Origin of the sequence: Pseudomonas sp. 15A4, from assembly GCF_016925575.1 — a bacterium.
Lineage (GTDB): Bacteria > Pseudomonadota > Gammaproteobacteria > Pseudomonadales > Pseudomonadaceae > Aquipseudomonas.
This window is the reverse complement of sequence record NZ_CP068986.1, coordinates 1,831,875-1,855,000: the sequence shown is the minus strand read 5'-3', so window position 1 is coordinate 1,855,000 and position 23,126 is coordinate 1,831,875. Positions and strand designations below refer to the sequence as shown.

The window sequence follows — 23,126 nt, the reverse complement described above, 5'->3', positions numbered from 1 at the left end:
GGCTCGACCTGTTTGAGCAGTTCGGAGATGGGGAAACCCAACCATGGAATCACCATCGACCACGCCTCGACACAGCGCAGACGATAGATACGCTCTTCCAGTTGATGAGGCTTCATGAAGTCTTCAAGCGCGTAGCGGCCAGGCTTGCCGACCTCCCCGTCAATAACCACGCTCCACGGCTCGGTTTTCAAGGAGCCGGCGTTTTGCGCAGGATCGCCCTTGTCGGTGCCAAACTCGTAAAAGTTGTTGTAGTGGGTCGCATCTTTGAACGGCGTGATTGCCTCGTCCTTGACGGTGACGGCTTGCCACTTCGTGCTAGATAGCTTGTCTTTAAACCAGGCAGGGGCAGCGCCGGCTTCGACGTCGGCGTAGCGAGAGGCTTCACCGGCTTGGGCCCAGCCAGGCATCGCGCTCACGGCGAGCCCTGCAAGTGAGCTGCCAAGCAATGCGCGACGGGAGAGATAAAAGGATTCGGGCGTGACATCCGACTCTTTGCAATCGGATGGAGAGGGGATCTTGATCAGCATGATGACTCCGCAGCTATGGAGAACTGAAGCATCTATAGCTGCGGAGTATGCGGGAAATGCAGGCCGACTAACTACCTCTGGCGACGTAGACGCAGCAGGTATTGGATGGGGCCAGATGCTGCATAGCCGAGGAATATCAGCAGCAGAATACGCGGCGGATCACTGAACACCACGGCAAATACCAGAACCACCGCCAGGATGGCAACAAACGGCACGCGCCCCTTGAGATCCAACTCCTTGAAGCTGTTGTATTTGATGTTGCTGACCATCAGCATCCCGGCGGCTGCAACCAATAGCGCGACCAGGAACGACAGTTTCGAGCCCTGAATGCCGTAATCGCTGAATGCCCAAACGGTGCCTGCTACAACGCCCGCGGCGGCGGGACTTGCCAGGCCGATGAAGTAGCGCTTGTCGGCCTTGCCCACTTGGGTATTGAAGCGGGCCAGACGCAACGCCGCACCCGCCACATAGATGAAAGCGACCATCCAGCCGACCTTGCCCATGTCACCCAGCGCCCAGCCAAACGCCAACAGTGCTGGCGCCACGCCGAAAGCAACCATGTCGGACAGCGAGTCGTACTCTGCACCGAAAGCGCTCTGAGTGTTGGTCATCCGCGCGACCCGGCCATCCAGACCATCCAGGACCATGGCAACGAAGATAGCGATGGCGGAAAACGCGAAGTATTTGCTCGCGCTCGCCTGATCACCCGCACTCAGCGCACTTTGCGCACTCATGGCGCTGATGATTGCGTAGAAGCCGGCGAACAGGTTGGCGGTGGTGAACAGATTGGGCAGCAGATAGATGCCGCGATGGCGCACCTTGCGCCCCTCGTCGTCATGGCCCTCTTCAATGTGTTCATCGATCGGTAGCAGGCTTTCGGCGTCAGAAGCCTTGTTCGGCTCTTCGGGACGTTCGCTCATGGACAATACCTTGCAGCTGAATAATTTCGACAAATGCTTGTGGCCTCGGGGCCGACAAACGATGCAGCTTTATACCAGATGAGCCCCCATAACGAAAAAACGCGACCCGAGGGCCGCGTTTTTTCATGCAAGAAGCTGATCTGTGATCTTAGTTCTTGGCTTGGTCGACGATCTTGTTCTTCGCGATCCAAGGCATCATCGAGCGCAGTTGCTCACCGATGATTTCCAGGCCATGCGCCTTGTTGTTACGACGCCTGGCGGTCATCGACGGGTAGCCGCTGGCACCCTCGGCGATGAACATCTTCGCGTACTCGCCGTCCTGGATGCGCTTCAGAGCGTTGCGCATGGCCTGACGGGATTCGGCATTGATGACCTCCGGGCCGGTCACGTACTCGCCGTATTCGGCGTTGTTGGAGATCGAGTAGTTCATGTTGGCGATACCGCCTTCGTACATGAGGTCAACGATCAGCTTCAGTTCGTGCAGGCATTCGAAGTAGGCCATTTCCGGCGCATAACCGGCTTCAACCAAAGTCTCGAAACCGGCCTTGACCAGCTCAACGGTACCGCCACACAGAACGGCTTGCTCGCCGAACAGGTCGGTTTCGGTCTCGTCCTTGAACGTGGTTTCGATGATACCGGTACGGCCGCCGCCAACACCCGAGGCGTACGACAGAGCGACGTTCTTGGCGTTGCCAGAGGCGTCCTGGTAAACGGCGATCAGGTCAGGGATGCCACCGCCTTTGACAAACTCGGTGCGCACGGTGTGGCCCGGTGCCTTTGGCGCGATCATGATCACGTCGAGGTCGGCACGCGGGACAACCTGATTGTAGTGAATCGCGAAGCCGTGGGAGAAGGCCAGTGTTGCGCCCTTCTTGATGTTCGGCTCGATTTCGTTCTTGTACAGCTGGGACTGGAATTCGTCCGGGGTCAGGATCATGACCAGATCTGCAGCGGCGACAGCGGAAGCCACGTCGGTCACTTTCAGGCCGTGAGCTTCAGCTTTGGCGACAGTAGCCGAACCCTTGCGCAGGCCAACAGTGACATCAACGCCGGAGTCTTTCAGGTTGCACGCCTGAGCGTGGCCCTGGGAACCGTAACCGATGATGGCAACTTTTTTGCCCTGGATGATCGAAAGGTCGCAGTCTTTGTCGTAATAAACTTTCATGAAATTCCCCTGATAACGTGGCCGCAAGGCCCTTTGCAAAATTAGGTTAGATGCTCAGCACTTTGTCGCCGCGGGCTATGCCGGTAACGCCGCTGCGTACGGTTTCCAGAATGGCCGTGGTGCCAATCGCCTGGATGAAGCTGTCCAGCTTGTCGCTTGTCCCGGTCAACTGCACGGTATAGACGCTGCTGGAAACATCCACGATCTGGCCGCGGAAAATGTCGGTGGTGCGCTTGATCTCGGCACGCTGTGCGCCGGTGGCCTTCACCTTGATCAGCATCAGCTCGCGCTCGATGTGGGCGCTTTCCGACAGGTCCACCAGCTTGACCACTTCGACCAGCTTGTTGAGGTTCTTGGTGATTTGCTCGATCACTTCATCATGACCAACAGTGGTCAGCGTCAGACGCGACAGGGTCGGGTCCTCGGTTGGCGCCACTGTCAGGCTTTCGATGTTGTAGTTGCGCTGGGAAAACAGGCCAACCACACGAGACAGCGCACCCGGTTCGTTTTCCAGCAATAGCGAAATAATGTGGCGCATGGTTATGTCCGCTCCGTCTTGCTCAGCCACATGTCGCGCATGGACCCGTCTCTGATCTGCATCGGATAGACGTGCTCGCCGACATCGACCTTGATATCAAGGAATACCAGGCGATCCTTCATGGCGAACGCTTCTTCCATCATCGGCTTCAGGTCTTTCAGGTCGGTGATGCGCATGCCGACATGACCGTATGCCTCGACCAATTTGACGAAGTCAGGCAGCGACTCCATGTAGGAATGAGAGTGACGGCCGCTGTAACTCATGTCCTGCCACTGACGGACCATGCCGAGCACGCCGTTGTTGAGCAGGATGATCTTTACCGGCAGGTTGTATTGCAGGCAGGTCGACAGTTCCTGAATGTTCATCTGAATACTGCCTTCGCCGGTGACGCAGGCGACATTGTCATTCGGGAAACTCAGCGCAACGCCCATCGCGGCAGGCAGGCCAAAGCCCATCGTGCCGAGACCGCCGGAGTTGATCCAGCGATTGGGTTTGTTGAAGCGATAGTACTGAGCCGCGAACATCTGGTGCTGACCCACGTCGGAGGTGACGTAGGCATCGCCTTTGGTCACTTCACACAGCGTCTCGATCACGGTCTGCGGCTTGATGACGGTTCCGTCGCCACGGTTGTACGGAAACAGGTCGCCGCCGGCGCGCCATTCTTCGATCTGCTTCCACCACGTCTCGACCGACTCCTTGTTAGGGGTTTCGGCAAGCTCTTTGAGGGTCGCAACCATTTCGGTCAGCACGCTCTCAACCGGCCCGACAATGGGCACGTCGGCCTTGATGGTCTTGGAGATGGATGCCGGGTCGATGTCGACGTGAATGATTTTGGCGTTCGGGCAGAACTTCGCCGGGCCATTGATCACGCGATCGTCGAAACGCGCGCCGACCGCAAGAATCACGTCGGCGTGGTGCATCGCCAGGTTGGCGGTGTAGCTGCCATGCATGCCCAACATGCCGACGAACTGGCGATCAGTGCCCGGGTAGGCACCCAACCCCATCAGCGTATTGGTGACCGGGGCGTTCAATTGCTGCGCCAGTTCGGTCAATGGCGCCGAACCGTTGCCCATGATCACGCCGCCACCGGCGTAGATGACCGGGCGTTTGGCCGCCACCAGCATTTCCACGGCCTTGCGGATCTGTCCAGAGTGGCCACGGACCGCCGGGCTGTAGGAGCGCAGCTTGGCTTTCTTGGGGAAGATGTATTCGAACTTTTCCGCCGGGTTGGTCATGTCTTTCGGGATATCGACGACGACAGGACCAGGACGACCGGATTGAGCGAGGTAGAACGCTTTTTTCAAGACTTCCGGGATTTCCGACGGGTGCTTGATCATGAAGCTGTGCTTCACGATCGGCCGGGAGATACCGATCATGTCGGTCTCCTGGAACGCGTCGGTACCGACCATGTTGCTAGGAACCTGGCCGGACAGCACCACCATCGGAATCGAGTCCATGTAGGCGGTCGCGATACCAGTAATGGCGTTGGTTGCGCCGGGACCTGAAGTCACCAGCACAACGCCTGCCTTGCCGGTGGCGCGGGCGTAGCCGTCAGCCATGTGAGTCGCCGCCTGTTCGTGACGAACGAGGATGTGGCTCACAGCCGGTTCTTTGAACAGCGCGTCGTATATATGCAGGAGGGCACCGCCAGGGTACCCGTAGATGTGCTCTACGCCTTCGTCACGCAAAAAGCGGACGACCATTTCAGCGCCAGATAAAAGCTCCACGTTGTTCACCTCTAAAACGCCAGAATACCGTCCACACAAGCGAGGAGACGGGTCTTAATAGGTTTACTGCAAAGCAGAGCATGAGCGACGGTGGTCGCCGACTACGTCAGCACTGACTGAGCAAGTATTGGGATCGCCCCTTTAAGTGTTTCGGGGTCTTCCCACCCAGCGCGAGGTAACGCGTTGCGGGTGTTACGGGTCGGCGCGGGTGTGCGCCTCATGATCTACCGAGACGGTCTGCTTCTGGCAGTCCTTCTACAGCGAGCTTTGGATTGTTGGGATTCGCCCCTCTCAAGTCAAGTCATCGATGCGCTTTCTTCGTCCGCCGCCCGCCAAAAGGCACCGAATGAGGTCGTGGCGTCCCGCTTGTGATAGGTTTCCGGCCATTGCCACAGAAGTAAGGAACCGGGAATGCGCTGGATGATTCTTGCGGCGACGCTGACACTTGCCGTCGCCCCGGCGGTCGGACAGGCCGCGCAGATATACAAATGGGTCGACGCTCAGGGCGTAACGCATTTCGACGCCCAGCCGCCCGCCGGGCAGACCGCACAGGAAATCAATACAGGGAGCCCTGTCGCCGCGCCCCCTGCCCCGCCGCCGCAGAATCAAGATGGCGCTCGGGAGCAGGAAGCAGTCGATGCCAAAGTCAGGAAGCAGGTTGCCGCTCAGGAGGCCAAGCGCAAAGAGGCGTGCGACGAACAGCGAACCAGCCTCGCGCAACTGCAGAACAATCCGCGGGTACGACAGGAGGTGGATGGCGAGCTAAGGCGGTTCACGGAAGAAGAGCGGCAGGCACGCATCGCCGAGGTCAAGAAATACCTCGACGATCAATGCAACTAAGGGTCAAACAGCCTCGGTGATCAACCGATCGAAGTCCTTCAGCAGCGCCAGGAGGTTGCGCGCTTCACGAATACGGCTGGCGTAGACCATCTCCGCCATTTCCAGGATGCCAGATGCCGTAGGCAACGGCATGTCCTGCTCGAGGATGATCTTCATGCGCGGCAGGAAGATCCATTGCAGCCACTGGTCAAAGTCCAGCGTGTCGACACAGAAGGGTTCACGGCTGGACAGCGACTCATCGCTGGGCGGCACGTCCTTCCACCATCCCAGCACGCGCAATTCGCGCTCGATCAACAGCAACTGGTCGGCAATTTTCGGAAAGCGTTTATCCATTGGCTTTCTGCCGTGCCAGCGCTGCACCGGCGGCGTCGCCCTGCTTCTCACGCGATTGGGCAATCAATCCCCAAAGACTTGCTTGAAGGCTGGCGCGACCGTTGGCGTAGGTCAGAGCGCGACGGGCTAATTGCTCAGCCTGAGGCGCATCGCCCTGAGCCAGGCGTACTTGCGCCAGACGGTAAAGGACCTGCGGCTCACGGGGGCAACACGTTGCGCACGCTCAAGGCTCGATGATGCGCCGTTAAGATCACCGCCGGACTGCTGTTGCTGAGCGGTTGTCAGCAGCGCCAGCACGGGCCCATCCAGTTGCTCGTCTTCCGACAATCCGCCGCTGGACGCAGAGGGAATGCCAGTCGGCGCCGACGCTGGCATGTTGTAGGTATTACTGTTGGCTGGTGGCGGTGTGTACGGGTTGTTTACCGGGGCCTGATTAACCGGCGCCGTATTGATCGGTGCCGTGCTGATCGGCGCCGTGGTGGGTGGCACGAATGTGGAAATAGGTGCACCACTGGCATTGGCGCCGCCGGGCACCATGACCGTGACACCGGAATCTTCCTGAATCGTCTGCGACTGCGCTGGCGCCTGCACCGGCGCGCGGTAGGTGTTGCTGCGTGTCGACGAAACGCGTTCGCCATTCGAAACGCGTGACCCTGAATCCACCACCGGAATTGCACTGCGCGTCTGGGACGCACAACCGTTGAGCAAAGCCAGAGCCGTTACAGCCGGAATCCACCACTTGTTCACGTCACATCCTCTTTGCTTGATTCAACCAGGCTTAATTCAACCAGCCCTTGACCCAGTCCATTACCGAATCGGCAGGCGCTGTAGCCCCCGCAGGTCGGGCCGGGTTGCGGCTCACTGCCGCGAATATACGGCATCTGTACGGCGTTCGGGCAGCTGGCGTCGGTGCCTTCGCCAGTACTGGCATTGACCCAGGCCTGTACGACGTTATCGGGCATCGCCATGTCCAGTGGCAGCGGATCGGCCTTCTTCATGAAGCTGGTCCAGATCTGCAATGCGCCGGTGGCCCCAGTAAACGGCGTCTTGCCGTTGTCGTCGCGTCCCATCCAGACGATTGCCAGCAAGTCCTGACTGAAACCGGCAAACCAGCTGTCGCGCGAATCGTTGGTGGTGCCCGATTTACCCGCCAGATTCAGCGTGCCTGGCAGCACGTTGTACACCGACTTACCCGTGCCTTCGCGCATCACCCGCTGCATGGCGTTCTGCAAGAGATAGATCGAGCCCGGGTCAAAACGTTGCTGAATCTGGAAAGGGTAGCGCTTGAGCGGCTCCCCTTCGGCGGTCAGTACGCTGCGGATCCCGCGCAACGGCGTGTTGAAGCCGCCACTGGCGATAGTCTGGTACATCGTCGCCACTTCGATCGGCGTCAGAGCGCCAGCACCCAGGAGCATCGACGGGAAAGCAGGCCACTCGCGGGTGACGCCCAGTTTGGTCAGGGTTTTGAAGACGTTGGGTATGCCCAGATCCAGACCCAGCTTGGCGCTGGACAGGTTGTAGGAATGCGCCAGGCCCTGATACAGGAAAATGTTGCCGTGGGCTTTGTGATCGTAGTTCTGCGGTTTCCAGATCTGGCCGTCGGCGCCTTTCACCTGGAAGGGCTCGTCCGGAATCCAACTGGTCAGGGTGTATTGTTGCGGGCGTTCGAGAGCGGTGAGGTAGATGGCCGGCTTGACCAACGACCCAATCGGCCGTACAGCATCCAGCGCTCGGTTGAACCCCGCGAAGCCCGCTTGTCGACTACCAATCAGCGCCTGGACTTCGCCGGTTTCCGGGTTGGTCACGACCATAGCCGTTTCCATCTCGTCGGCGCCTTTGCGGCCAGATATCTTGGCGAAGCTTTCGCGCACGGCGGCTTCGGATTTCATCTGCAGAATCGGATCAAAGCTGGTGAAGATCCGCAGGCCCTCTTCGGTCAAGTCTTCGTCGCGGTAGTCCTGACGCAACTGGCGTTTGACCAAGTCAAGGAAGTCCGGGAACGAACTGTCGGCCAGTGAACCGGTTTTGGTCACGCCCAGCGGCATTTTTTCGCCGCCGCAACCACTTCCGGCGTGGCGATACCCTGCTGCTCGAGCAGATCGAGAACCAGATTACGCCGCTCCAGCGCACGGTCAGGATTGCGGCGCGGGTTGTAATACGAAGGCCCCTTGACCAGACCGACCAGCAAGGCGACCTGATGCAGCTTCAGCTCCGACAGCGGCTGGCTGAAGAAATACTGACTCGCCAGACCAAAGCCGTGGACCGCACGCTGACCGTCCTGGCCCACGAACACTTCGTTGAGGTAGGCCTCGAGAATCTCCTGCTTGCTGTAATGGATCTCCAGCAGAACAGCCATCATCGCTTCGGTCAGCTTGCGGGTGATGCTGCGCTCGTTGGTCAGGTAGAAGTTCTTGACCAGTTGCTGAGTCAGCGTCGATCCGCCCTGGCGCATCTGGCCAGCGGAGGCGTTGATCCAGAAAGCGCGCACGATCCCCTTCGGGGATACGCCGAAGTGATGGTAGAAATCGCGGTCTTCGACGGTGACGAGCGTGTCGAGCAAATAAGGCGGCGCCTGATCGAGTTTGATCAGAATCCGGTCTTCGAGATTTTTCGGGTACAAGCCGCCGATCATCAAGGGCTCAAGCCGTGCGACAGCCAGCTTGGCACCATTGGCGGCGGTCAGTTCAGCGACGTAATCGCCGGAGAAGCGCACATGAATCTGCTGGGCCGGATCAGCGCCTTCATAAAACTGGAAACCACGGGTGTTGAGGTCGACAGTATTGCCGTTGACCGCAGCAGCGCCCGGCCCATTGGCCACGCCTTCGCGGCGATAGCCCAGCGCATCGAGCTCCAGAAGGAAGTCATCGCGTGAAAGCTTCTGGCCGACGAACAGCTCCAGTGGCCGTGCATAGACCTTGGCCGGAATGGTCCAGCGCTTGCCGGAGAATTTCTCCTGGACGATGGAATCCAGGTAAACGGCGAAGCAGCCAAGGATCACCAGCCCGACAAGACTGAGTTTCAGGGCCCAGCCCAACAGGCTGCGCAGGCGGCTGTTGGTGGGTTTGGGGGATTTTTTCGGGGAGCGGGATCGGGTCATGGCGGCGGATTATACGCACTTTCAAAGCCCCCGACAGACCGCCCTTTAAGCGGTTTGCAGCATTGTCTCCAGCGGCCATAATGGCCGCCTTTCGCTACTTCTCTATCGACTTATCACCTTTCAAGGATCGTCCGTGAGCCAGACACTGATAGCCGCGTTGCAAAACCCCGCCCTGTTTCCTCACCCGGTCGAAGAATTTCAGGTCATCGAGACGCATATTTCCTGGGTACTGCTCACCGGCCCGTACGTTTACAAGATGAAGAAGCCGGTCAATTTCGGCTTTCTGGACTTCACCAGCCTGCCAGCGCGCCAGCATTTCTGTGAGCAGGAGCTGATGCTGAACCAGCGCCTGACAGACAATCTGTACCTGGAAGTACTGCCCATCACCGGCAGCATCGAAGCCCCGCAGTTGAATGGTGAAGGCGAAGCAATCGAGTACGTGCTGAAAATGCGTCAGTTCCCGCAGGACGGATTGCTCAGCACTTTGCAAGCCAAAGGCGAGTTGACCACGGCGCATATCGACGACATGGCCCGGCAGATCGCCGAATTTCATCTCAAGTCGCCCAAGGTGCCGATGGAAAATCCGCTCGGCAGCGCTAACAGTGCCATGGCGCCGGTCACGCAGAACTTTGAGCAGATTCTGCCTTTCCTCAGCGAAAAATCTGATCTCATCCAGCTGGAAGCGCTGGAAGCATGGGCCAACACCAGTTTCGAGCGCCTCAAGCCTCTGATGAACCAGCGCAAGCTCGACGGCTTCGTTCGGGAATGCCATGGCGACATCCACTTGGGCAATGCAACGCTGATCGATGGCAAGGTCGTGATTTTCGACTGCATCGAGTTCAACGAGCCTTTCCGCATGACGGATGTCTATGCGGACATCGGCTTCCTGGCCATGGACCTTGAGGATCGCGGCCTGAAAAGTCTGTCGCGCCGACTCGTCAGCCAGTACCTGGAACTGACCGGCGACTACGAAGGCTTGCGACTGCTCAATTTCTACAAAGCCTACCGCGCGATGGTCCGTGCCAAAGTGGCGCTGTTCAGCCTGAATGCCAACGCCGATCAGGTGCAGCGCGCCGCGACACTGCGCCAGTACCGCAACTACGCCAACCTGGCCGAAAGCTACAGCGCGATTCCGTCCAACTTCCTGGCCATCACCCATGGCGTTTCGGCGGTCGGCAAAAGTCAGGTCGCGATGAGGTTGGTCGAAGCCCTTGGTGCAATCCGCCTGCGTTCAGATGTCGAGCGCAAGCGTGCATTCGCCGACCATAAAGATCTGTATTCCGCCGACGTCAGCGCGGCCACGTATCAACGTCTGAATGAGCTGGCGAGTGTCGTGCTCCGAGCAGGCTTGCCGGTGGTCATCGATGCAACCTATTTGAAGCTCGCGCAACGTCAGTCGGCCGCGCAGATTGCCGAGGCGATAGGCAGTCCGTTTCTGATCATTGATTGCGCCGCGCCCAAAGCCGTTATCGAAGGTTGGCTGGCCCAGCGTCGCGCGCAAAATCAGGACCCTTCCGACGCAACCATGGAAGTCATCGAAATGCAGCTGGCCAGTCGCGAAGCGCTGACTGCCGACGAGATACTGCGCAGTCGGCACGTCGAGACCAACGTCAGCGGCGATCTGGACAAGCTGGTCGCCGACATTCGTCAACACCTGCCGGGCCTCTGATTTCCCGCCCCCACCAGTGGTCGAGTCGTGAAGGATACCGCTTCACGGCTCGACACTGGTGGCATTATAGTGGCGTCAGAATTCCAACAAAGGAGACGTCAAATGAACCAGCCCAAGCACCTTGACTCGCCCCTGTTCGCGCTACTGCGAAACGACGACGTGACCGCCTTCAACCTCGAACGGCCCAAACAGGGACCTGTTGATCTGTCTGGAGGAGATTTTCGCGGCCTGGACCTGCGTGAACTCAACGCTGAAGAGGTCGATTTCAGCGACGCCTACTTCAGATCTGCGGACCTGCGTGGCGTTGATTTCCGGACAACCAGGCTCGAGGGTGCAAGCATCGCCCACGCGCAGATATCCGGGGCGTACTTCCCGCCAGAGCTAAGTGCTGACGAAATCCTCATGTCGGTCAATTTCGGTACGCGCCTGCGTTATCGCACCCGCTGACGTCATCACCCCACTAACCCCCGCCCTGACTTCTCGCCCCGCATGCGCCGCCATGCCGGGCCCGTGCTTGCCTTTCCTCCTCAGTTGACCCTACCGTTCGGCGGCGCGTGCCGTATTCCACTGAGATTTTCTGCGGAGCGATTCGAGGGCGTCTACGCTCAAGGGCATGGCTCGCCTTTTCGGTTTGTGTCGGGCCTACGGAGAAGTTATTACATGGAATGACTGGAAAGGGCTGCAATCATGGACGATGAATTATTGGGGATGAAGAACCTGGGGAAGACCTCTGTTCAATGGCTTCACGCTGCGGGCATTCACACTATCGCCGACCTGCGCCGTCTTGGCGCAATCCAGGCCTACCGGGCCGTCCAGGTCAGGGGCTTCCGAGCATCCAAAGCGCTGCTGTATTCACTCGAAGGTGCGTTGTCGAATCGACCTTGGAGCGAGCTGTCTCAGGAATACAAAGACTCACTGGACACCGAATTGAGGAATGCATGCCCTGGGGCAATAGGGGAACGCTGAACGTGCACAGCAAATAGTCTGCAGAACACTGTTGACTTACAAATGAGAATCACTATGATTATCACATCCGGTCGCGAGACTGGCCGATAAACTGAAAGGCTCCTTGGTTCGGACTCTCAGATTATCTCCTCATCAGGCTAATCACGGTTTTTGACCCGGCTCTTTGCCGGGTCTTTTTTGCCCGTGATTTACGCGCCTACGCCCAAGCGGATCAGCAGATCATCCAGCAGGCTGGTAGCCCCGAGCCGCAATCTCCCTGCTCACGCCAGCGCGGCCCAAACCGCGCTTTGACCAAATCCATATGCACCCGCGCTTCATCGAGCGTTCGTACATTGCCGGAAACGTTGATCCCCACATGCGCGCCTGACTCGGCGATGGCCGCGATCAAAATGCGGCTGGCCTGGGGCGTTGCATTCAGGATGTGTTTGCCGGTGCTGGTTTTGAGAAAGTTGGCGCCCTCCTCAATCGCCACGCAGCTTGCGCCGTGAATAACCTGCGGATCACGCAGCACGCCGGTTTCCAGTGTGACGGTCAACGCTGCCCGACCGCACCTGGTCTTGCAGGCATTGATGATCTCAGCGCCAATCTGCCTGTCCCCGCCAAGCAACGCATAAAAAGGGTAAACCAGATCAATTTCGTCGGCCCCCGCAAGAATCGCCGCCTGGGTTTCCAGCTCGGCTGAACTGACAGAAGCCGAACCGCTCGGAAAGTTAACCGCTGCCACGACCTTGATCTCGCGCGCATGAAGGCTGTCGAGCGTGCGCCGCGCCAGTCCTGCGAATCTGGGCATGACGCAGATGGCGGCGACCTGCCCGACCGGCGTCAGTGCTCTATGACACAAGGCAACAATCTTTTCCGGCGTGTCGTCAGCATTCAATGAAGCCAACTCCATCAGACCAATAGCCAGTTGCGCCAATGACGCATCGACCTCATGCACGTCAATCGCCGCATTTATGTCGTTCATTACCCACCCTCAATGCCTTTGTTTGAGGCGACGATAATCGAGAAGAGCTGTGCGTGAACGCTCACAACGACGCAAAAGAGCAGGCCTACGTGATTACAAGAATTGTCCGAAGGACGTTGCCTGCACGAGCATTGGAAATGGGGCTGCCGTATCGAAAAAGGAACTGATGCCGGTTGATAACCAAGCCACTTCAGCGAGTGATCACCAAAGGGTGCCCGCGCTCGGGATGGGGTTGTACCAGAACATCCAGGCCAAATACCGACATCAGCGCGTCAGGCGTCAGCACTTGCTGTGGCGTGCCGGATACATACGCGAGACCTTGACTCAGCAGCAACAAGCGATCGCAATAACGGGCCGCCAGGTTCAAATCATGCAGGATCACCATCACCGCGCCGCCACGGTCGGCGAACGCGCGAACGGCCAACAGTGTGGTGTGTTGATGCAATGGGTCGAGCGCCGAGGTGGGCTCGTCCAGCAACAGAACCTGCCCCTCCTCCCCAGGCCACACCTGAGCCAGCGCCCGCGCCAGATGGACCCGCTGACGCTCTCCCCCGATAACGTCAGATAGCTGCGGCCGAGCAGGTGCATTGCATCGGCGGCCTCAAAGGCATGCTGGATAATTTCAGCGTCACGTTGCTGACCGCTTTCATGGGGCAAGCGGCCCATCGCAACCACTTCCTCGACCTTGAACGCGAAACTCAATGTCGACGACTGCGGCAGTACGGCCAGGCGCCGAGCCCGCTCCGGACCACGCCATTGATCCAGGGGAATATCGTCCAGAAATACCTGGCCGCGGGTCGGGGCAAGCTCGCCGCACAGAGCAGCCAACAGTGTACTTTTGCCAGCCCCGTTGGGGCCCAGCACGCCAACCATCTGACCGTGCGCCATTGTCAATTCGATGCTGTCGAGCACCTGTTTGCCATCGCGAACAATGCCGATGTCTTTGCCGATTAACATCAGGCACGCCCTCGAACGAGCAGGAAAAGAAAGAACGGCGCGCCGATGAATACGGTGACAATCCCGATCGGCAGTTCCGCCGGGGCCATTACCAATCGGGCGAAAATGTCTGCGAAGAGCAACAACGATGCGCCCGCCAGCGCTGATGCGGGGAGAACAATGCGGTGGTCTGGCCCCGTCAGCAGTCGCACCAGGTGCGGCACAATCAGGCCAATGAAACCGATGAGCCCGGCCGCCGCGACGGCTGCCCCCACCCCGAGTGCGATGCAAAGAATCAGCTCGCGCTTGAGGCGTTCGACTTCGATGCCCAAGTGACGCGCTTCCGATTCTCCAAGCAGCAACGCGTTAAGCGCCTTCGCTCGGCGCGGCAACCAGAGGATCACTGCCGCGCAAACCAGCAACAGAGGCCAGAGCCGGGCATAGCTGGCACCGTTGAGCGTGCCCAGATTCCAGAACGTCAGCGTTCGCAGGCTCGCATCATCGGCCAGATACGCGAACAGGCCGATGATCGAACCGGCCAGCGCCGTCATCGCCACACCGGCCAGCAGCATCGTACTGACGCTGGTGTGACCGTCGCGGCGTCCGAGCCGATAGACGATTGCGGTCACCCCAAGCCCACCGGCGAAGGCGCAGATGGACAGCAGATAAGGCTGGAACGGCTCAGGCAGTCCGCCAAGGGATGCTCCGGCGACGATGGCCACTGCCGCACCCAATGCCGCACCACTGGAAACGCCAACCAGACCGGGATCGGCGAGAGGGTTGCGAAACAGACCCTGCATCGCCACGCCAGACAAGGCCAGCACTGCACCGACTGCCAGTCCAAGCAGCGTACGAGGCAGGCGGATCTGGCCCACGATCAGTTCCGCCTGCTGCAAGTTGTCTTCCGCCATGGGCACGCCCACCAGATGAAGAACCGCGCGCAAGGTATCCATCATCGGCAGACTGACCGGGCCGAGCGCGAGGGACAGCCATATCGCCAGTAAACAGGCAAAACCCAGCGTGATGAACAGCGTTTTGGGGGCGAGATCAAGCCTCATCGGGCGTTCGAGGCTCTGGCGCTGCCTGGTGCAGCGCCAGGATAGAACGCGTCTGCCAGTGATCTGACTGCGTCCGGCAACCGTGGGCCAAGACCGCCTACCAGTAAGGTCGGATCAATCTCGACGACGCGGTTATCCCGCAAGGCCTTGGTTGCCCTAAGGAGCGGGTTTTCACGCAGCAACGCCTCGCGGGGCTGGACGCCGTTTTGAGCACGATCGCTGACAACGAGCACTTCAGGGTTCAGCCCGCTCATTGCCTCAGTGGAAAACACCTTGTAGCCGGTGTGGGTTGCCAGGTTGCGGCCGCCAGCCTGAGTGATCAGCCAGTCGCCGACAGTGCCTGCGCCAGCCACCATCGGCGCGCTCCCCGCGTGGCTCACCAGCAACAGAACACCCGGCGCGGCACGCTTCAGTTGCGTCACTCGCTGATGCTCCGTCGCAAGCCGCTTGATGAATTGGTCGCTCAACTGACGCGCCTCGCCCTCCCTGCCCAGTAATACCCCGAGTCTTTCAAGACTGGCCTGGAGCGCGGGCAGCTCTGCACTGGCCGACAACACCTCGACCTGCACGCCGGCCCTACGCAGTTGCTGGATAATTGGCGGCGGGCCCATTTCTTCGGTGCCTATCAGAACGTTCGGACGCAACGTGAGGATGCCTTCCGCCGACAACTGTCGCTGGTAACCGATGCCCGGCAGCGATTTGACCGACCGCGGGTGCTGGCTCGTGCTGTCCACGCCCACCAGACGCGACTCTCCGCCCAGAGCAACTATCCACTCCGTCAAGGCGCCGCCGGCACTGACCCACCGCTGCGGCTCGGGTGAAGCGGCGGAAGCCAGGTGGGCGATAAAAAGCCCCGTGACGATCGCGATCAATCGGGAGGTGAAGCGCATAAGCGGTGGGTCCTCTATAAAGGAAGGCTCAGTCGATCACTTCAAGGCGCGACTGGCGGGATTTCGCTCATCGACTGGCGGGTTTGACTGCTGGCAGAATGCGCAGCCTGCTACGGCCAGGCATTTGATAATTATTTGCATTTGAGCGTCAAGCGCCAAGGAGACCACGCTGAAATACCTGTGCGACAGCGCTACGCTGATTGAAGGCAAAAGCCTCGGGTTCGATGTCGATGCGCTCAAGATTCTGGCCGTCCGGCGAGGGGTCAGGTGTATGTGTACACCAACCGGTGTCCCCATCGAGGGGTGGCGCTGGAATGGCAACCCGATGAGTTTCTCGATGCCAGCGCCAGTCTGATCCAGTGCGCCACTCACGGTGCGCTGTTCTTGATCGAGAACGGTGAGTGCGTCGCCGGCCCTTGCGAGGGCAAATTCCTGAGGGCTATCGACTGCGGCGAAGACGCTCAGGGCATCTGGATCAACCCAGTGGCACCGGACTGAGCGGGCGCGTTTCCGAGAGATGAATCTCAAGCGGTCGATCAATGCGCACTCCGTCAGGGGTCAGCTCCACGCCATACGCCAGGACTTCGACCCCTGCCGCAGCCGCCTCAAGCAAGGCTGAGGCGTAGGCGGCGTCGATCTCGGCGGCGGGCCGCACGGCATCGATCCCTGTCAGGTTCACGCAATACAGCAACACTGCGCGCACGCCCTCCCTGGCCAACGCTGCCAATTCACGCAGGTGCTTCGCGCCGCGCTGAGTGACCGCATCGGGAAACGCAGCAACCCGGCTGTCATCAAAACCCAGGGTCACGCTTTTGACTTCCAGGTATAGCGGGCCATCGGGGTAATCCAGACGGAAGTCAACGCGGCTGTTTTCCTGACCGTAGGCGACTTCGCGCTTAAGCGCCGTGAACCCCGCCAGCTCCGTGATCACGCCGTCCAGAAGCGCTTCTTCAACCAGCTTGTTGGCGCGCGCGGTATTGACGCAGGCGAGCCGCCCCTGTGGCGTTTCGGTGATTTCCCAGGTGCCCGGCAGCTTGCGCTTGGGGTCATTGGACCTGCTGAACCAGACGCGACCACCCGGCATCATGCAATTGAACATTGAACCCGTGTTGGGACAGTGAATCGTCAGCAGCTCGCCGCTGGCGGTCTCGATGTCGGCAAGGAAGCGCTTGTAGCGCCGAATCAGCCGGCCTTCTTCAAGTGGAGGAGAGAAACGCATCAGCCTTGCCAGCTCCGCAGGCCACGACCTATTCGCTCGACCGCTTCCTGAAGCCGAGGCAAGCTCTGGGTGTAGGCGAAGCGCACGTGATGGCCGGCGCGGTAGAGACCGAAATCCAGCCCGGGTGTGAACGCGACGTGCTCGGTTTCCAGGAAGTGGTGGCAGAACGCGAACGCGTCGCCGCCGAATGCGCTGATGTCTGCGTATAGATAGAAGGCGCCTTCGGGTTCCACGGCAATGTTAAAGCCCAGTTCGCGCAGCGCCGGAAGCAGGAAGTCGCGACGGCGGGCAAACTCGGCACGACGCTGTTCGAGGATCTCCAGGGTTTGCGGCTCGAAGCAGGCAAGCGCCGCACTTTGCGCCATGCTCGGCGCGCTGATGTAGAGATTCTGTGCCAGTTTTTCCAGATCGCCGACGGCCGCCTCGGGGGCCACCAGCCAGCCGAGTCGCCAACCGGTCATGCCGAAATACTTGGAAAAACTATTCAGCACGAAGGCGTCATTGTCGACTTCCAGCACGCTGCTCGCGTCGGTGCCGTAGGTCAAACCGTGGTAAATCTCGTCAACCACAAGGTGCCCATCCCGCGCCTTGAGCGACGCCGACAGCGCGGCCAACTCGTCGCGGTGCAGCAGCGTACCGGTCGGATTGGCCGGTGACGCCACAAGCGCACCGACGCTGTCCTCGTTCCAGTGTTGAGCGACCAGATCGCCCGTCAGCTGATAGCGCACGTCCGGCCCCACGGGCACCAGTTGAGCGGCGCCCTCCACCAGACGCAGAAAATGCCGGTTGCAGGGGTAACCCGGATCGGCCAATAGCCAGTGTTTACCGGGATCGACCAGCAGACTCGCCGCCAGCAGCAACGCACCGGAACCACCCGGCGTAATCAGAATCCGGCCCGGATCGACGTTCACGCCATAACGCTGAGCGTAAAAGCCCGAGATTGCCTCGCGCAATTCCGGTAGACCACGGGCGGCAGTGTATCGGGTCTTTCCAGCGGCCAACGCCGCCTGACCGGCCTTGATGATCGGCTCGGCCGTGGTGAAATCCGGCTCGCCTATCTCAAGGTGGATGACGTCATGCCCCGCCGCTTGCAGTTCGTTCGCCCGCGCCAGCAGCGCCATCACATGAAAGGGTTCTATGGCGCGGCTGCGCGCACTGTAGGGCTGTGGCATGGGCCTTCCTTTGGTGAGGGGTGGCGAGAGGAATCGCCGATTCTACCCATCCGCCCGAGCGGGCTACAGCGTTTATCCGCCTGGGCAGCAGCAACTTGCAATCGACAGGCCGGCAAACCGGGGACTTGCGCCACACGCACTAAACTCGGCGCACTGCAAAAATAGATAAAACCGGGCGCTCAGGCTGTGGTCATAGTTCGGGTGCGTGTTGCAGGCCATCCTCGACAACCGGGAGTAGCGCGCTCCGATTCGATCTGGTAAGTTCGCCCGCTTGCAGCCGCAGGGCCGGCAGGTGTCGGCGATGGATCTTAACCTGTGTAATGGCTTAGAAGAGTGAGAGGCGGTCCGTTCATGCCCACCGAAGAAAAGCAAAAGAGCACCCCGGCAATCAGTGGTTTCGAACCCTACGTTGCGACGAAGGGCGAGGAATACATGGGCGAACCCATGCGCAAGCACTTCACCAAAATCCTGTCCCAGTGGAAGCAGGATCTGATGGTAGAAGTTGACCGCACGGTTGTTCACATGAAGGACGAGGCGGCTAACTTCCCTGACCCTGCCGATCGTGCAAGCCAGGAAGAAGAATTCGCACTGGAACTGCGCGCCCGCGATCGTGAGCGCAAGTTGATCAAGAAGATCGACAAGACCCTGCAGCTGATTCAAGACAAAGAATACGGCTGGTGCGAATCGTGCGGCGTCGAGATCGGTATCAAGCGCCTCGAGGCCCGTCCAACGGCCGACATGTGCGTTGACTGCAAAAGCCTCGCTGAAATCAAGGAAAAACAGGTCGGTAAATGATCCTGTTGATCCAGTAGAAAAGGACGCCTCGGCGTCCTTTTCTTGTTTTGCCTGTACCGATCTACCGAGCGGACAACGGTGCGGGCAGGAAGGCGCTACACGGATGCGTTGCGTTTTCCCACACAGCACGGTCAGTCGTCCGGTATTTCGTACGTTTTATTTCCAGTACCATCAGCGCCCATGAAAAACCCTTCCTATATAGGGCGCTTTGCGCCGACCCCAGCGGTTATCTGCACTTCGGCTCTCTGGTCGCAGCGCTGGCCTCCTACCTCGACGCCCGCTCGGTCGGCGGGAAATGGCTGATGCGCATGGAGGATCTCGACCCTCCCCGCGAAGTTCAGGGTGCCCAGGCGGGCATACTCCAGACGCTCGAAGCCTACGGATTCGAATGGGACGGCGAACTGGTAAGGCAAAGCGACCGGCATGAGGCTTATCAGGAGATCATCACTCGGTGGTTCAACCACGGGCTTGCTTACGCGTGCACCTGTTCGCGCAAGCAACTGGAAGACTACAACGGCATTTACCCGGGCTTTTGCCGCAACGCCGGGCACTCACCCGAAGACGCGGCCATCCGCATTCGGGTGCCTGAGCTGGAATACCGCTTCGAAGACCGGGTTCAGGGTGAGTTTCGTCAACATTTGGGGCGCGACGCGGGGATTTCATCATTCGGCGACGGGACGGCTTCTACGCCTACCAACTGGCGGTTGTCCTGGACGACGGCTGGCAGGGCGTGACCGACATCGTACGAGGCGCCGATTTGCTCGACTCCACACCACGTCAGTTGTACCTGCAAGAACTGCTGGGCCTGCCGCAACCACGTTACCTTCACGTGCCGCTGATCACCCAACCCGACGGTCATAAGCTGGGGAAATCCTACCGTTCGCCGCCGCTGCCGCCTGATCAGGCCACGCCGCTGCTGCTCCGGGGTATTCGTGCCCTGGGGCAAAAGACGCCGGGTGAACTGAACGACGCGACACCCCGAGCGGTGCTGGACTGGGCCATCGCGCACTGGAATGCCGATTTGATACCTCGCCTCGGCGCTATCGAGGAAGCTCGAATAGACTGAGCCCCCGCGGCCGATTCATATTGGGCAGCACAAAGCTGGCGGAAACGTCGCTTGCAGCCCCATCGCCATCCGTTACCATGCCGCTCCGTCATCTTCTGGTCAGTCAACCTGGGAGGCCAAATGTACATTTATCGATTGGTCCTGCTACTGGTGGTGGGCATCTATCTGTTCTCCCCGGCCATCATGGACTGGTGGATCGACGCGACAGGCGCCTGGTACAGGCCGTACATGCTGTGGCTGATCCTGATCGTAGTGACCTTCATTCTGCAGAGCCAACGAGATGCCGATGAGCTTTAGCCTGACCCAGATGATTCTGGTCAGTGCCGCCTACCTGACGGTGCTGTTCGGCGTTGCCTGGATCAGCGAACGTGGCCTGATCCCGCGCTGGATCATTCGTCACCCGCTGACCTACACACTGTCACTTGGCGTCTACGCCAGTGCGTGGGCGTTTTACGGCACGGTCGGCCTGGCCTACGAATACGGCTACGGCTTTTTGTCGAGTTACCTGGGTGTGTCCGGCGCTTTCCTGCTCGCCCCCGTTCTGCTTTACCCCATTCTCAAAATCACTCGCACCTACCAGCTCTCGTCCCTGGCCGATCTGTTCGCGTTCCGCTTTCGCAGCACCTGGGCGGGGGCATTGACGACGATCTTCATGCTGATCGGTGTGTTGCCATTGCTGGCGCTGCAGATTCAGGCCGTCGCCGACTCCATCGGCATTCTTACCCGGGAGCCTGTGCGCAACTACGTGGCCTTCGCGTTCTGCGTGCTGATCACGCTGTTCACCATCTTCTTCGGCTCGCGTCACATCGCCACGCGGGAAAAACACGAAGGGCTGGTGTTCGCCATTGCCTTCGAGTCGGTCATCAAACTGGTCGCCATCGGCGGCATCGGTCTGTACGCGCTGTATGGCGTGTTCGACGGGCCGCAGAGCCTTGAACAATGGCTGCTGCAGAACCAGAGCGCACTGGCGGCGTTGCACACGCCACTGCAGGAAGGCCCGTGGCGTACGCTCCTGCTGGTGTTCTTCGCCTCGGCCATCGTGATGCCGCACATGTATCACATGACCTTTACCGAAAACCTCAACCCGCGCTCGCTGGTCAGCGCCAGTTGGGGTCTGCCACTGTTTCTGCTGCTGATGAGCCTGGCGGTACCCCTGGTGCTGTGGGCCGGTTTGAAACTGGGCGCCACCACCAGCCCTGAATATTTCACTTTGGGTATTGGCATCGCCGCCCACAGCAAGACCCTGGCCTTGCTCGGCTATATCGGCGGGCTTTCCGCAGCGAGCGGGCTGATCATCGTAACCACCCTGGCGCTGTCCGGCATGGCGCTGAACCACCTGGTGCTGCCGCTTTACCAGCCCCCTGCCGAAGGCAATATCTATCGCTGGCTGAAATGGACCCGGCGCGGGCTGATTGTCGCGATCATCATGGCCGGCTTTGGCTTTTATCTGTTGCTCGGCGCCAAGCAGAATCTGGCGAATCTGGGCATCGTCGCGTTCGTAGCAACGTTGCAATTTTTGCCCGGCGTGCTGTCGGTGCTGTACTGGCCGGCCGCCAACCGACGCGGCTTCATGGCTGGCCTCATTGCCGGCATCGCGGTCTGGACCATTAGCATGTTGCTGCCGCTGATCGGCGACTTTCAAGGGTTCTACATCCCGCTGCTGAACATGATTTACGTGCTGGATGACACCAGCTGGCATATGGCGGCAATTGCCTCTCTAGCGGCCAACGTGCTGGTTTTCACCCTGATTTCGCTGTTCAGCAATCCCAGTCCCGAAGAGGCGAGTGCGGCCGAGGCCTGCGCGGTGGACAACGTTCGCCGCCCCCAGCGCCGCGAACTGCACGCAGCCTCTCCCCAGGAGTTTGCGACCCAGCTGGCCAAACCCTTGGGCGCAAAGGCCGCGCAGAAGGAAGTCGAACAGGCGCTGCGGGATCTTTACCTGCCGTTCGACGAGCGCCGGCCATATGCGCTGCGGCGTTTACGCGACCGTATCGAAGCCAACCTCTCTGGGCTGATGGGGCCAAGTGTTGCGCAGGACATGGTCGAGACGTTTCTGCCGTACAAGTCCGGCAGCGAGAACTATGTCACCGAGGACATTCACTTCATTGAAAGCCGGCTCGAGGATTACCACTCCCGTCTCACAGGCCTGGCTGCCGAGCTCGACGCCCTGCGCCGTTATCACCGCCAGACCCTTCAAGAGCTGCCGATGGGTGTGTGCTCCCTGGCCAAGGATCAAGAGATCCTGATGTGGAACAAGGCGATGGAGGAGCTGACCGGCATCGGCGCTCAGCGCGTCGTCGGATCACGGCTCGAGACCATCGTCGATCCCTGGAAGCAGCTGCTGCTGGGGTTCATCAACGTACCTGACGAGCACTTGCACAAACAGCGCCTGGGCCTGGACGGTCAGACTCGCTGGCTCAACCTGCACAAGGCGGCCATCGACGAGCCGCTCGCGCCGGGCAACAGCGGGCTGGTGATTCTGGTTGAAGACCTGACCGACACGCAGATGCTCGAAGACAAACTGGTGCACTCCGAACGGCTTGCGAGCATCGGCCGACTGGCCGCCGGCGTTGCCCACGAAATCGGCAACCCGATCACCGGCATTGCCTGCCTGGCGCAGAACCTGCGCGAAGAACGGGAAGAAGATGCCGAGCTGACGGAAATCAGCAGCCAGATCATCGAACAGACCAAACGTGTCTCGCGCATCGTGCAGTCGCTGATGAGCTTCGCCCACGCCGGCGGGCATCAGCATGCCGACGAACCCGTATGCCTGGCAGAGGTGGCGCAGGATGCCATTGGTCTGCTGGCGCTGAACCGCCGTAATTTCGAAGTGCAGTTCTATAACCTGTGCAACCCTAACCACTGGGTCGATGGCGATCCCCAACGGCTGGCGCAGGTGTTGATCAATCTGCTGTCCAACGCCCGCGATGCATCGCCCGCCGGCAGTGCAGTACGGGTGAAAAGCGAGGCCTCCGAACACACGGTCGACCTGATCGTCGAAGACGAAGGCAGCGGCATTCCGAAAGCCATCATGGACCGATTGTTCGAACCTTTCTTCACCACCAAAGATCCGGGCGAAGGGACAGGGCTGGGCCTCGCGCTGGTCTATTCCATCGTTGAAGAGCATTATGGACAAATCACCATCGACAGCCCGGCTGACCCCGAGCGCCAACGCGGAACCCGGATTCGGGTGACCTTACCGCGACATGTCGAAGCGACGTCCGCCGTGAACTGAGACCGTCGA

At 59.8% G+C, this 23,126-nt stretch carries 17 protein-coding genes and 6 pseudogenes (1 of these 23 only partly in view); 9 read left to right on the top strand and 14 right to left on the bottom strand.

What is annotated here, in order from left to right; translation table 11 throughout:
* The 5 genes from msrP to JN403_RS08285 all read right to left on the bottom strand — a co-directional run.
* Positions 1–527, bottom strand: partial view of a protein-methionine-sulfoxide reductase catalytic subunit MsrP gene (gene msrP, locus JN403_RS08305; RefSeq protein ID WP_205486707.1) — the 5' portion only. The gene continues 487 nt to the left of window position 1, outside the view; 527 of the gene's 1,014 nt are visible here — the first part of the coding sequence; the start codon lies at positions 525–527; its stop codon lies off the left edge, out of view.
* A gap of 71 nt (positions 528–598) precedes the next feature.
* Positions 599–1,447 (bottom strand): CDP-diacylglycerol--serine O-phosphatidyltransferase, encoded by an 849-nt coding sequence (pssA, locus tag JN403_RS08300; RefSeq protein ID WP_122536982.1) that lies wholly within the window; start codon positions 1,445–1,447, stop codon positions 599–601.
* A 148-nt stretch (positions 1,448–1,595) separates the two neighbouring features.
* On the bottom strand, positions 1,596–2,612 hold the full coding sequence (gene ilvC, locus JN403_RS08295; protein WP_205486706.1) for a ketol-acid reductoisomerase: 1,017 nt from the start codon (positions 2,610–2,612) through the stop codon (positions 1,596–1,598).
* Positions 2,613–2,658: 46 nt separating this feature from the next.
* A complete protein-coding gene (gene ilvN / locus JN403_RS08290; protein WP_093469284.1) occupies positions 2,659–3,150 on the bottom strand; it encodes an acetolactate synthase small subunit in 492 nt (163 codons plus the stop codon).
* Positions 3,151–3,152: 2 nt separating this feature from the next.
* Positions 3,153–4,877 carry an acetolactate synthase 3 large subunit gene (locus JN403_RS08285; RefSeq protein WP_205486705.1) on the bottom strand — a complete coding sequence of 575 codons (1,725 nt, stop codon included), beginning with the start codon at positions 4,875–4,877 and terminating at the stop codon, positions 3,153–3,155.
* 411 nt (positions 4,878–5,288) lie between these two features.
* Here JN403_RS08285 and JN403_RS08280 point away from each other — a divergent pair, with 411 nt between their 5' ends.
* The gene (locus JN403_RS08280; RefSeq protein WP_205486704.1) at positions 5,289–5,717 is read left to right on the top strand and encodes a DUF4124 domain-containing protein; all 429 of its coding nucleotides are present in this window, start codon (positions 5,289–5,291) and stop codon (positions 5,715–5,717) included.
* A gap of 3 nt (positions 5,718–5,720) precedes the next feature.
* On the opposite strand, the gene JN403_RS08275 is transcribed toward JN403_RS08280, so the two are convergent.
* From JN403_RS08275 to mrcB, 3 genes and pseudogenes are all read right to left on the bottom strand, one after another.
* Positions 5,721–6,050 (bottom strand): YqcC family protein, encoded by a 330-nt coding sequence (locus JN403_RS08275; RefSeq protein WP_122536980.1) that lies wholly within the window; start codon positions 6,048–6,050, stop codon positions 5,721–5,723.
* A pseudogene (locus JN403_RS08270) lies at positions 6,043–6,797 on the bottom strand (hypothetical protein). Before JN403_RS08270 ends, JN403_RS08275 begins: the two are co-directional and overlap by 8 nt.
* Positions 6,798–6,828: 31 nt before the next feature.
* A pseudogene (gene mrcB / locus JN403_RS08265) lies at positions 6,829–9,147 on the bottom strand (penicillin-binding protein 1B).
* 133 nt (positions 9,148–9,280) lie between these two features.
* Here mrcB and JN403_RS08260 point away from each other — a divergent pair.
* The 3 genes from JN403_RS08260 to JN403_RS08250 all read left to right on the top strand — a co-directional run bounded on the left by JN403_RS08260 (position 9,281) and on the right by JN403_RS08250 (position 11,782).
* Positions 9,281–10,816 carry a bifunctional aminoglycoside phosphotransferase/ATP-binding protein gene (locus tag JN403_RS08260; RefSeq protein WP_205486703.1) on the top strand — a complete coding sequence of 512 codons (1,536 nt, stop codon included), beginning with the start codon at positions 9,281–9,283 and terminating at the stop codon, positions 10,814–10,816.
* Positions 10,817–10,918: 102 nt separating this feature from the next.
* Complete coding sequence (locus JN403_RS08255) at positions 10,919–11,263, top strand: pentapeptide repeat-containing protein (protein WP_122623126.1); 345 nt, start codon at positions 10,919–10,921, stop codon at positions 11,261–11,263.
* 240 nt (positions 11,264–11,503) lie between these two features.
* On the top strand, positions 11,504–11,782 hold the full coding sequence (locus tag JN403_RS08250) for a TfoX/Sxy family protein (RefSeq protein ID WP_122536975.1): 279 nt from the start codon (positions 11,504–11,506) through the stop codon (positions 11,780–11,782).
* Between the two features lie 188 nt (positions 11,783–11,970).
* On the opposite strand, the pseudogene deoC reads toward JN403_RS08250, so the two are convergent.
* From deoC to JN403_RS08230, 4 genes and pseudogenes are all read right to left on the bottom strand, one after another.
* A pseudogene (gene deoC, locus JN403_RS08245) lies at positions 11,971–12,746 on the bottom strand (deoxyribose-phosphate aldolase).
* A 190-nt stretch (positions 12,747–12,936) separates the two neighbouring features.
* Positions 12,937–13,703, bottom strand: a pseudogene (locus JN403_RS25765) (heme ABC transporter ATP-binding protein).
* Positions 13,703–14,740 (bottom strand): iron ABC transporter permease, encoded by a 1,038-nt coding sequence (locus JN403_RS08235; RefSeq protein WP_205486702.1) that lies wholly within the window; start codon positions 14,738–14,740, stop codon positions 13,703–13,705. The pseudogene JN403_RS25765 and the gene JN403_RS08235 overlap by 1 nt, the downstream one beginning before the upstream one ends.
* A complete protein-coding gene (locus JN403_RS08230) occupies positions 14,737–15,630 on the bottom strand; it encodes an ABC transporter substrate-binding protein (RefSeq protein WP_205486701.1) in 894 nt (297 codons plus the stop codon). Before JN403_RS08230 ends, JN403_RS08235 begins: the two co-directional genes overlap by 4 nt.
* 169 nt (positions 15,631–15,799) lie before the next feature.
* Between JN403_RS08230 and JN403_RS08225 the strand changes: the two are divergent.
* Positions 15,800–16,128: pseudogene (locus JN403_RS08225) on the top strand (Rieske 2Fe-2S domain-containing protein).
* On the opposite strand, the gene sfsA reads toward JN403_RS08225, so the two are convergent.
* Positions 16,106–16,849 carry a DNA/RNA nuclease SfsA gene (gene sfsA, locus JN403_RS08220; protein ID WP_205486700.1) on the bottom strand — a complete coding sequence of 248 codons (744 nt, stop codon included), beginning with the start codon at positions 16,847–16,849 and terminating at the stop codon, positions 16,106–16,108. The pseudogene JN403_RS08225 and the gene sfsA overlap by 23 nt on opposite strands.
* Positions 16,849–18,021: a pyridoxal phosphate-dependent aminotransferase gene (locus tag JN403_RS08215; RefSeq protein WP_205486699.1), complete on the bottom strand. Its 1,173-nt coding sequence runs from the start codon at positions 18,019–18,021 to the stop codon at positions 16,849–16,851. The genes sfsA and JN403_RS08215 overlap by 1 nt, the downstream gene beginning before the upstream one ends.
* A 351-nt stretch (positions 18,022–18,372) precedes the next feature.
* On the opposite strand from JN403_RS08215, the gene dksA reads away from it, so the two are divergent.
* The 4 genes and pseudogenes from dksA to JN403_RS08195 all read left to right on the top strand — a co-directional run bounded on the left by dksA (position 18,373) and on the right by JN403_RS08195 (position 23,117).
* Positions 18,373–18,816, top strand: a complete 444-nt coding sequence (gene dksA / locus JN403_RS08210) for an RNA polymerase-binding protein DksA (RefSeq protein WP_122536967.1) — start codon at positions 18,373–18,375, stop codon at positions 18,814–18,816.
* A gap of 180 nt (positions 18,817–18,996) precedes the next feature.
* A pseudogene (gene gluQRS / locus JN403_RS08205) lies at positions 18,997–19,882 on the top strand (tRNA glutamyl-Q(34) synthetase GluQRS).
* A gap of 120 nt (positions 19,883–20,002) precedes the next feature.
* Positions 20,003–20,179 carry a hypothetical protein gene (locus JN403_RS08200; RefSeq protein WP_002552060.1) on the top strand — a complete coding sequence of 59 codons (177 nt, stop codon included), beginning with the start codon at positions 20,003–20,005 and terminating at the stop codon, positions 20,177–20,179.
* Complete coding sequence (locus tag JN403_RS08195) at positions 20,163–23,117, top strand: sensor histidine kinase (protein ID WP_205486698.1); 2,955 nt, start codon at positions 20,163–20,165, stop codon at positions 23,115–23,117. Before JN403_RS08200 ends, JN403_RS08195 begins: the two co-directional genes overlap by 17 nt.
* Positions 23,118–23,126: the final 9 nt, after the last annotated feature.

Excerpts from the sequence above, each read along its gene's own strand:
- pssA (WP_122536982.1), bottom strand. The coding sequence starts at position 1,447 with ATGAGCGAACGTCCCGAAGAGCCGAACAAGGCTTCTGACGCCGAAAGC.
- ilvC (WP_205486706.1), bottom strand. The coding sequence starts at position 2,612 with ATGAAAGTTTATTACGACAAAGACTGCGACCTTTCGATCATCCAGGGC.
- ilvN (WP_093469284.1), bottom strand. The coding sequence starts at position 3,150 with ATGCGCCACATTATTTCGCTATTGCTGGAAAACGAACCGGGTGCGCTG.
- JN403_RS08280 (WP_205486704.1), top strand. The coding sequence starts at position 5,289 with ATGCGCTGGATGATTCTTGCGGCGACGCTGACACTTGCCGTCGCCCCG.
- JN403_RS08275 (WP_122536980.1), bottom strand. The coding sequence starts at position 6,050 with ATGGATAAACGCTTTCCGAAAATTGCCGACCAGTTGCTGTTGATCGAG.
- JN403_RS08255 (WP_122623126.1), top strand. The coding sequence starts at position 10,919 with ATGAACCAGCCCAAGCACCTTGACTCGCCCCTGTTCGCGCTACTGCGA.
- JN403_RS08250 (WP_122536975.1), top strand. The coding sequence starts at position 11,504 with ATGGACGATGAATTATTGGGGATGAAGAACCTGGGGAAGACCTCTGTT.
- JN403_RS08235 (WP_205486702.1), bottom strand. The coding sequence starts at position 14,740 with ATGAGGCTTGATCTCGCCCCCAAAACGCTGTTCATCACGCTGGGTTTT.
- JN403_RS08230 (WP_205486701.1), bottom strand. The coding sequence starts at position 15,630 with ATGCGCTTCACCTCCCGATTGATCGCGATCGTCACGGGGCTTTTTATC.
- sfsA (WP_205486700.1), bottom strand. The coding sequence starts at position 16,849 with ATGCGTTTCTCTCCTCCACTTGAAGAAGGCCGGCTGATTCGGCGCTAC.
- JN403_RS08215 (WP_205486699.1), bottom strand. The coding sequence starts at position 18,021 with ATGCCACAGCCCTACAGTGCGCGCAGCCGCGCCATAGAACCCTTTCAT.
- dksA (WP_122536967.1), top strand. The coding sequence starts at position 18,373 with ATGCCCACCGAAGAAAAGCAAAAGAGCACCCCGGCAATCAGTGGTTTC.
- JN403_RS08200 (WP_002552060.1), top strand. The coding sequence starts at position 20,003 with ATGTACATTTATCGATTGGTCCTGCTACTGGTGGTGGGCATCTATCTG.
- JN403_RS08195 (WP_205486698.1), top strand. The coding sequence starts at position 20,163 with ATGCCGATGAGCTTTAGCCTGACCCAGATGATTCTGGTCAGTGCCGCC.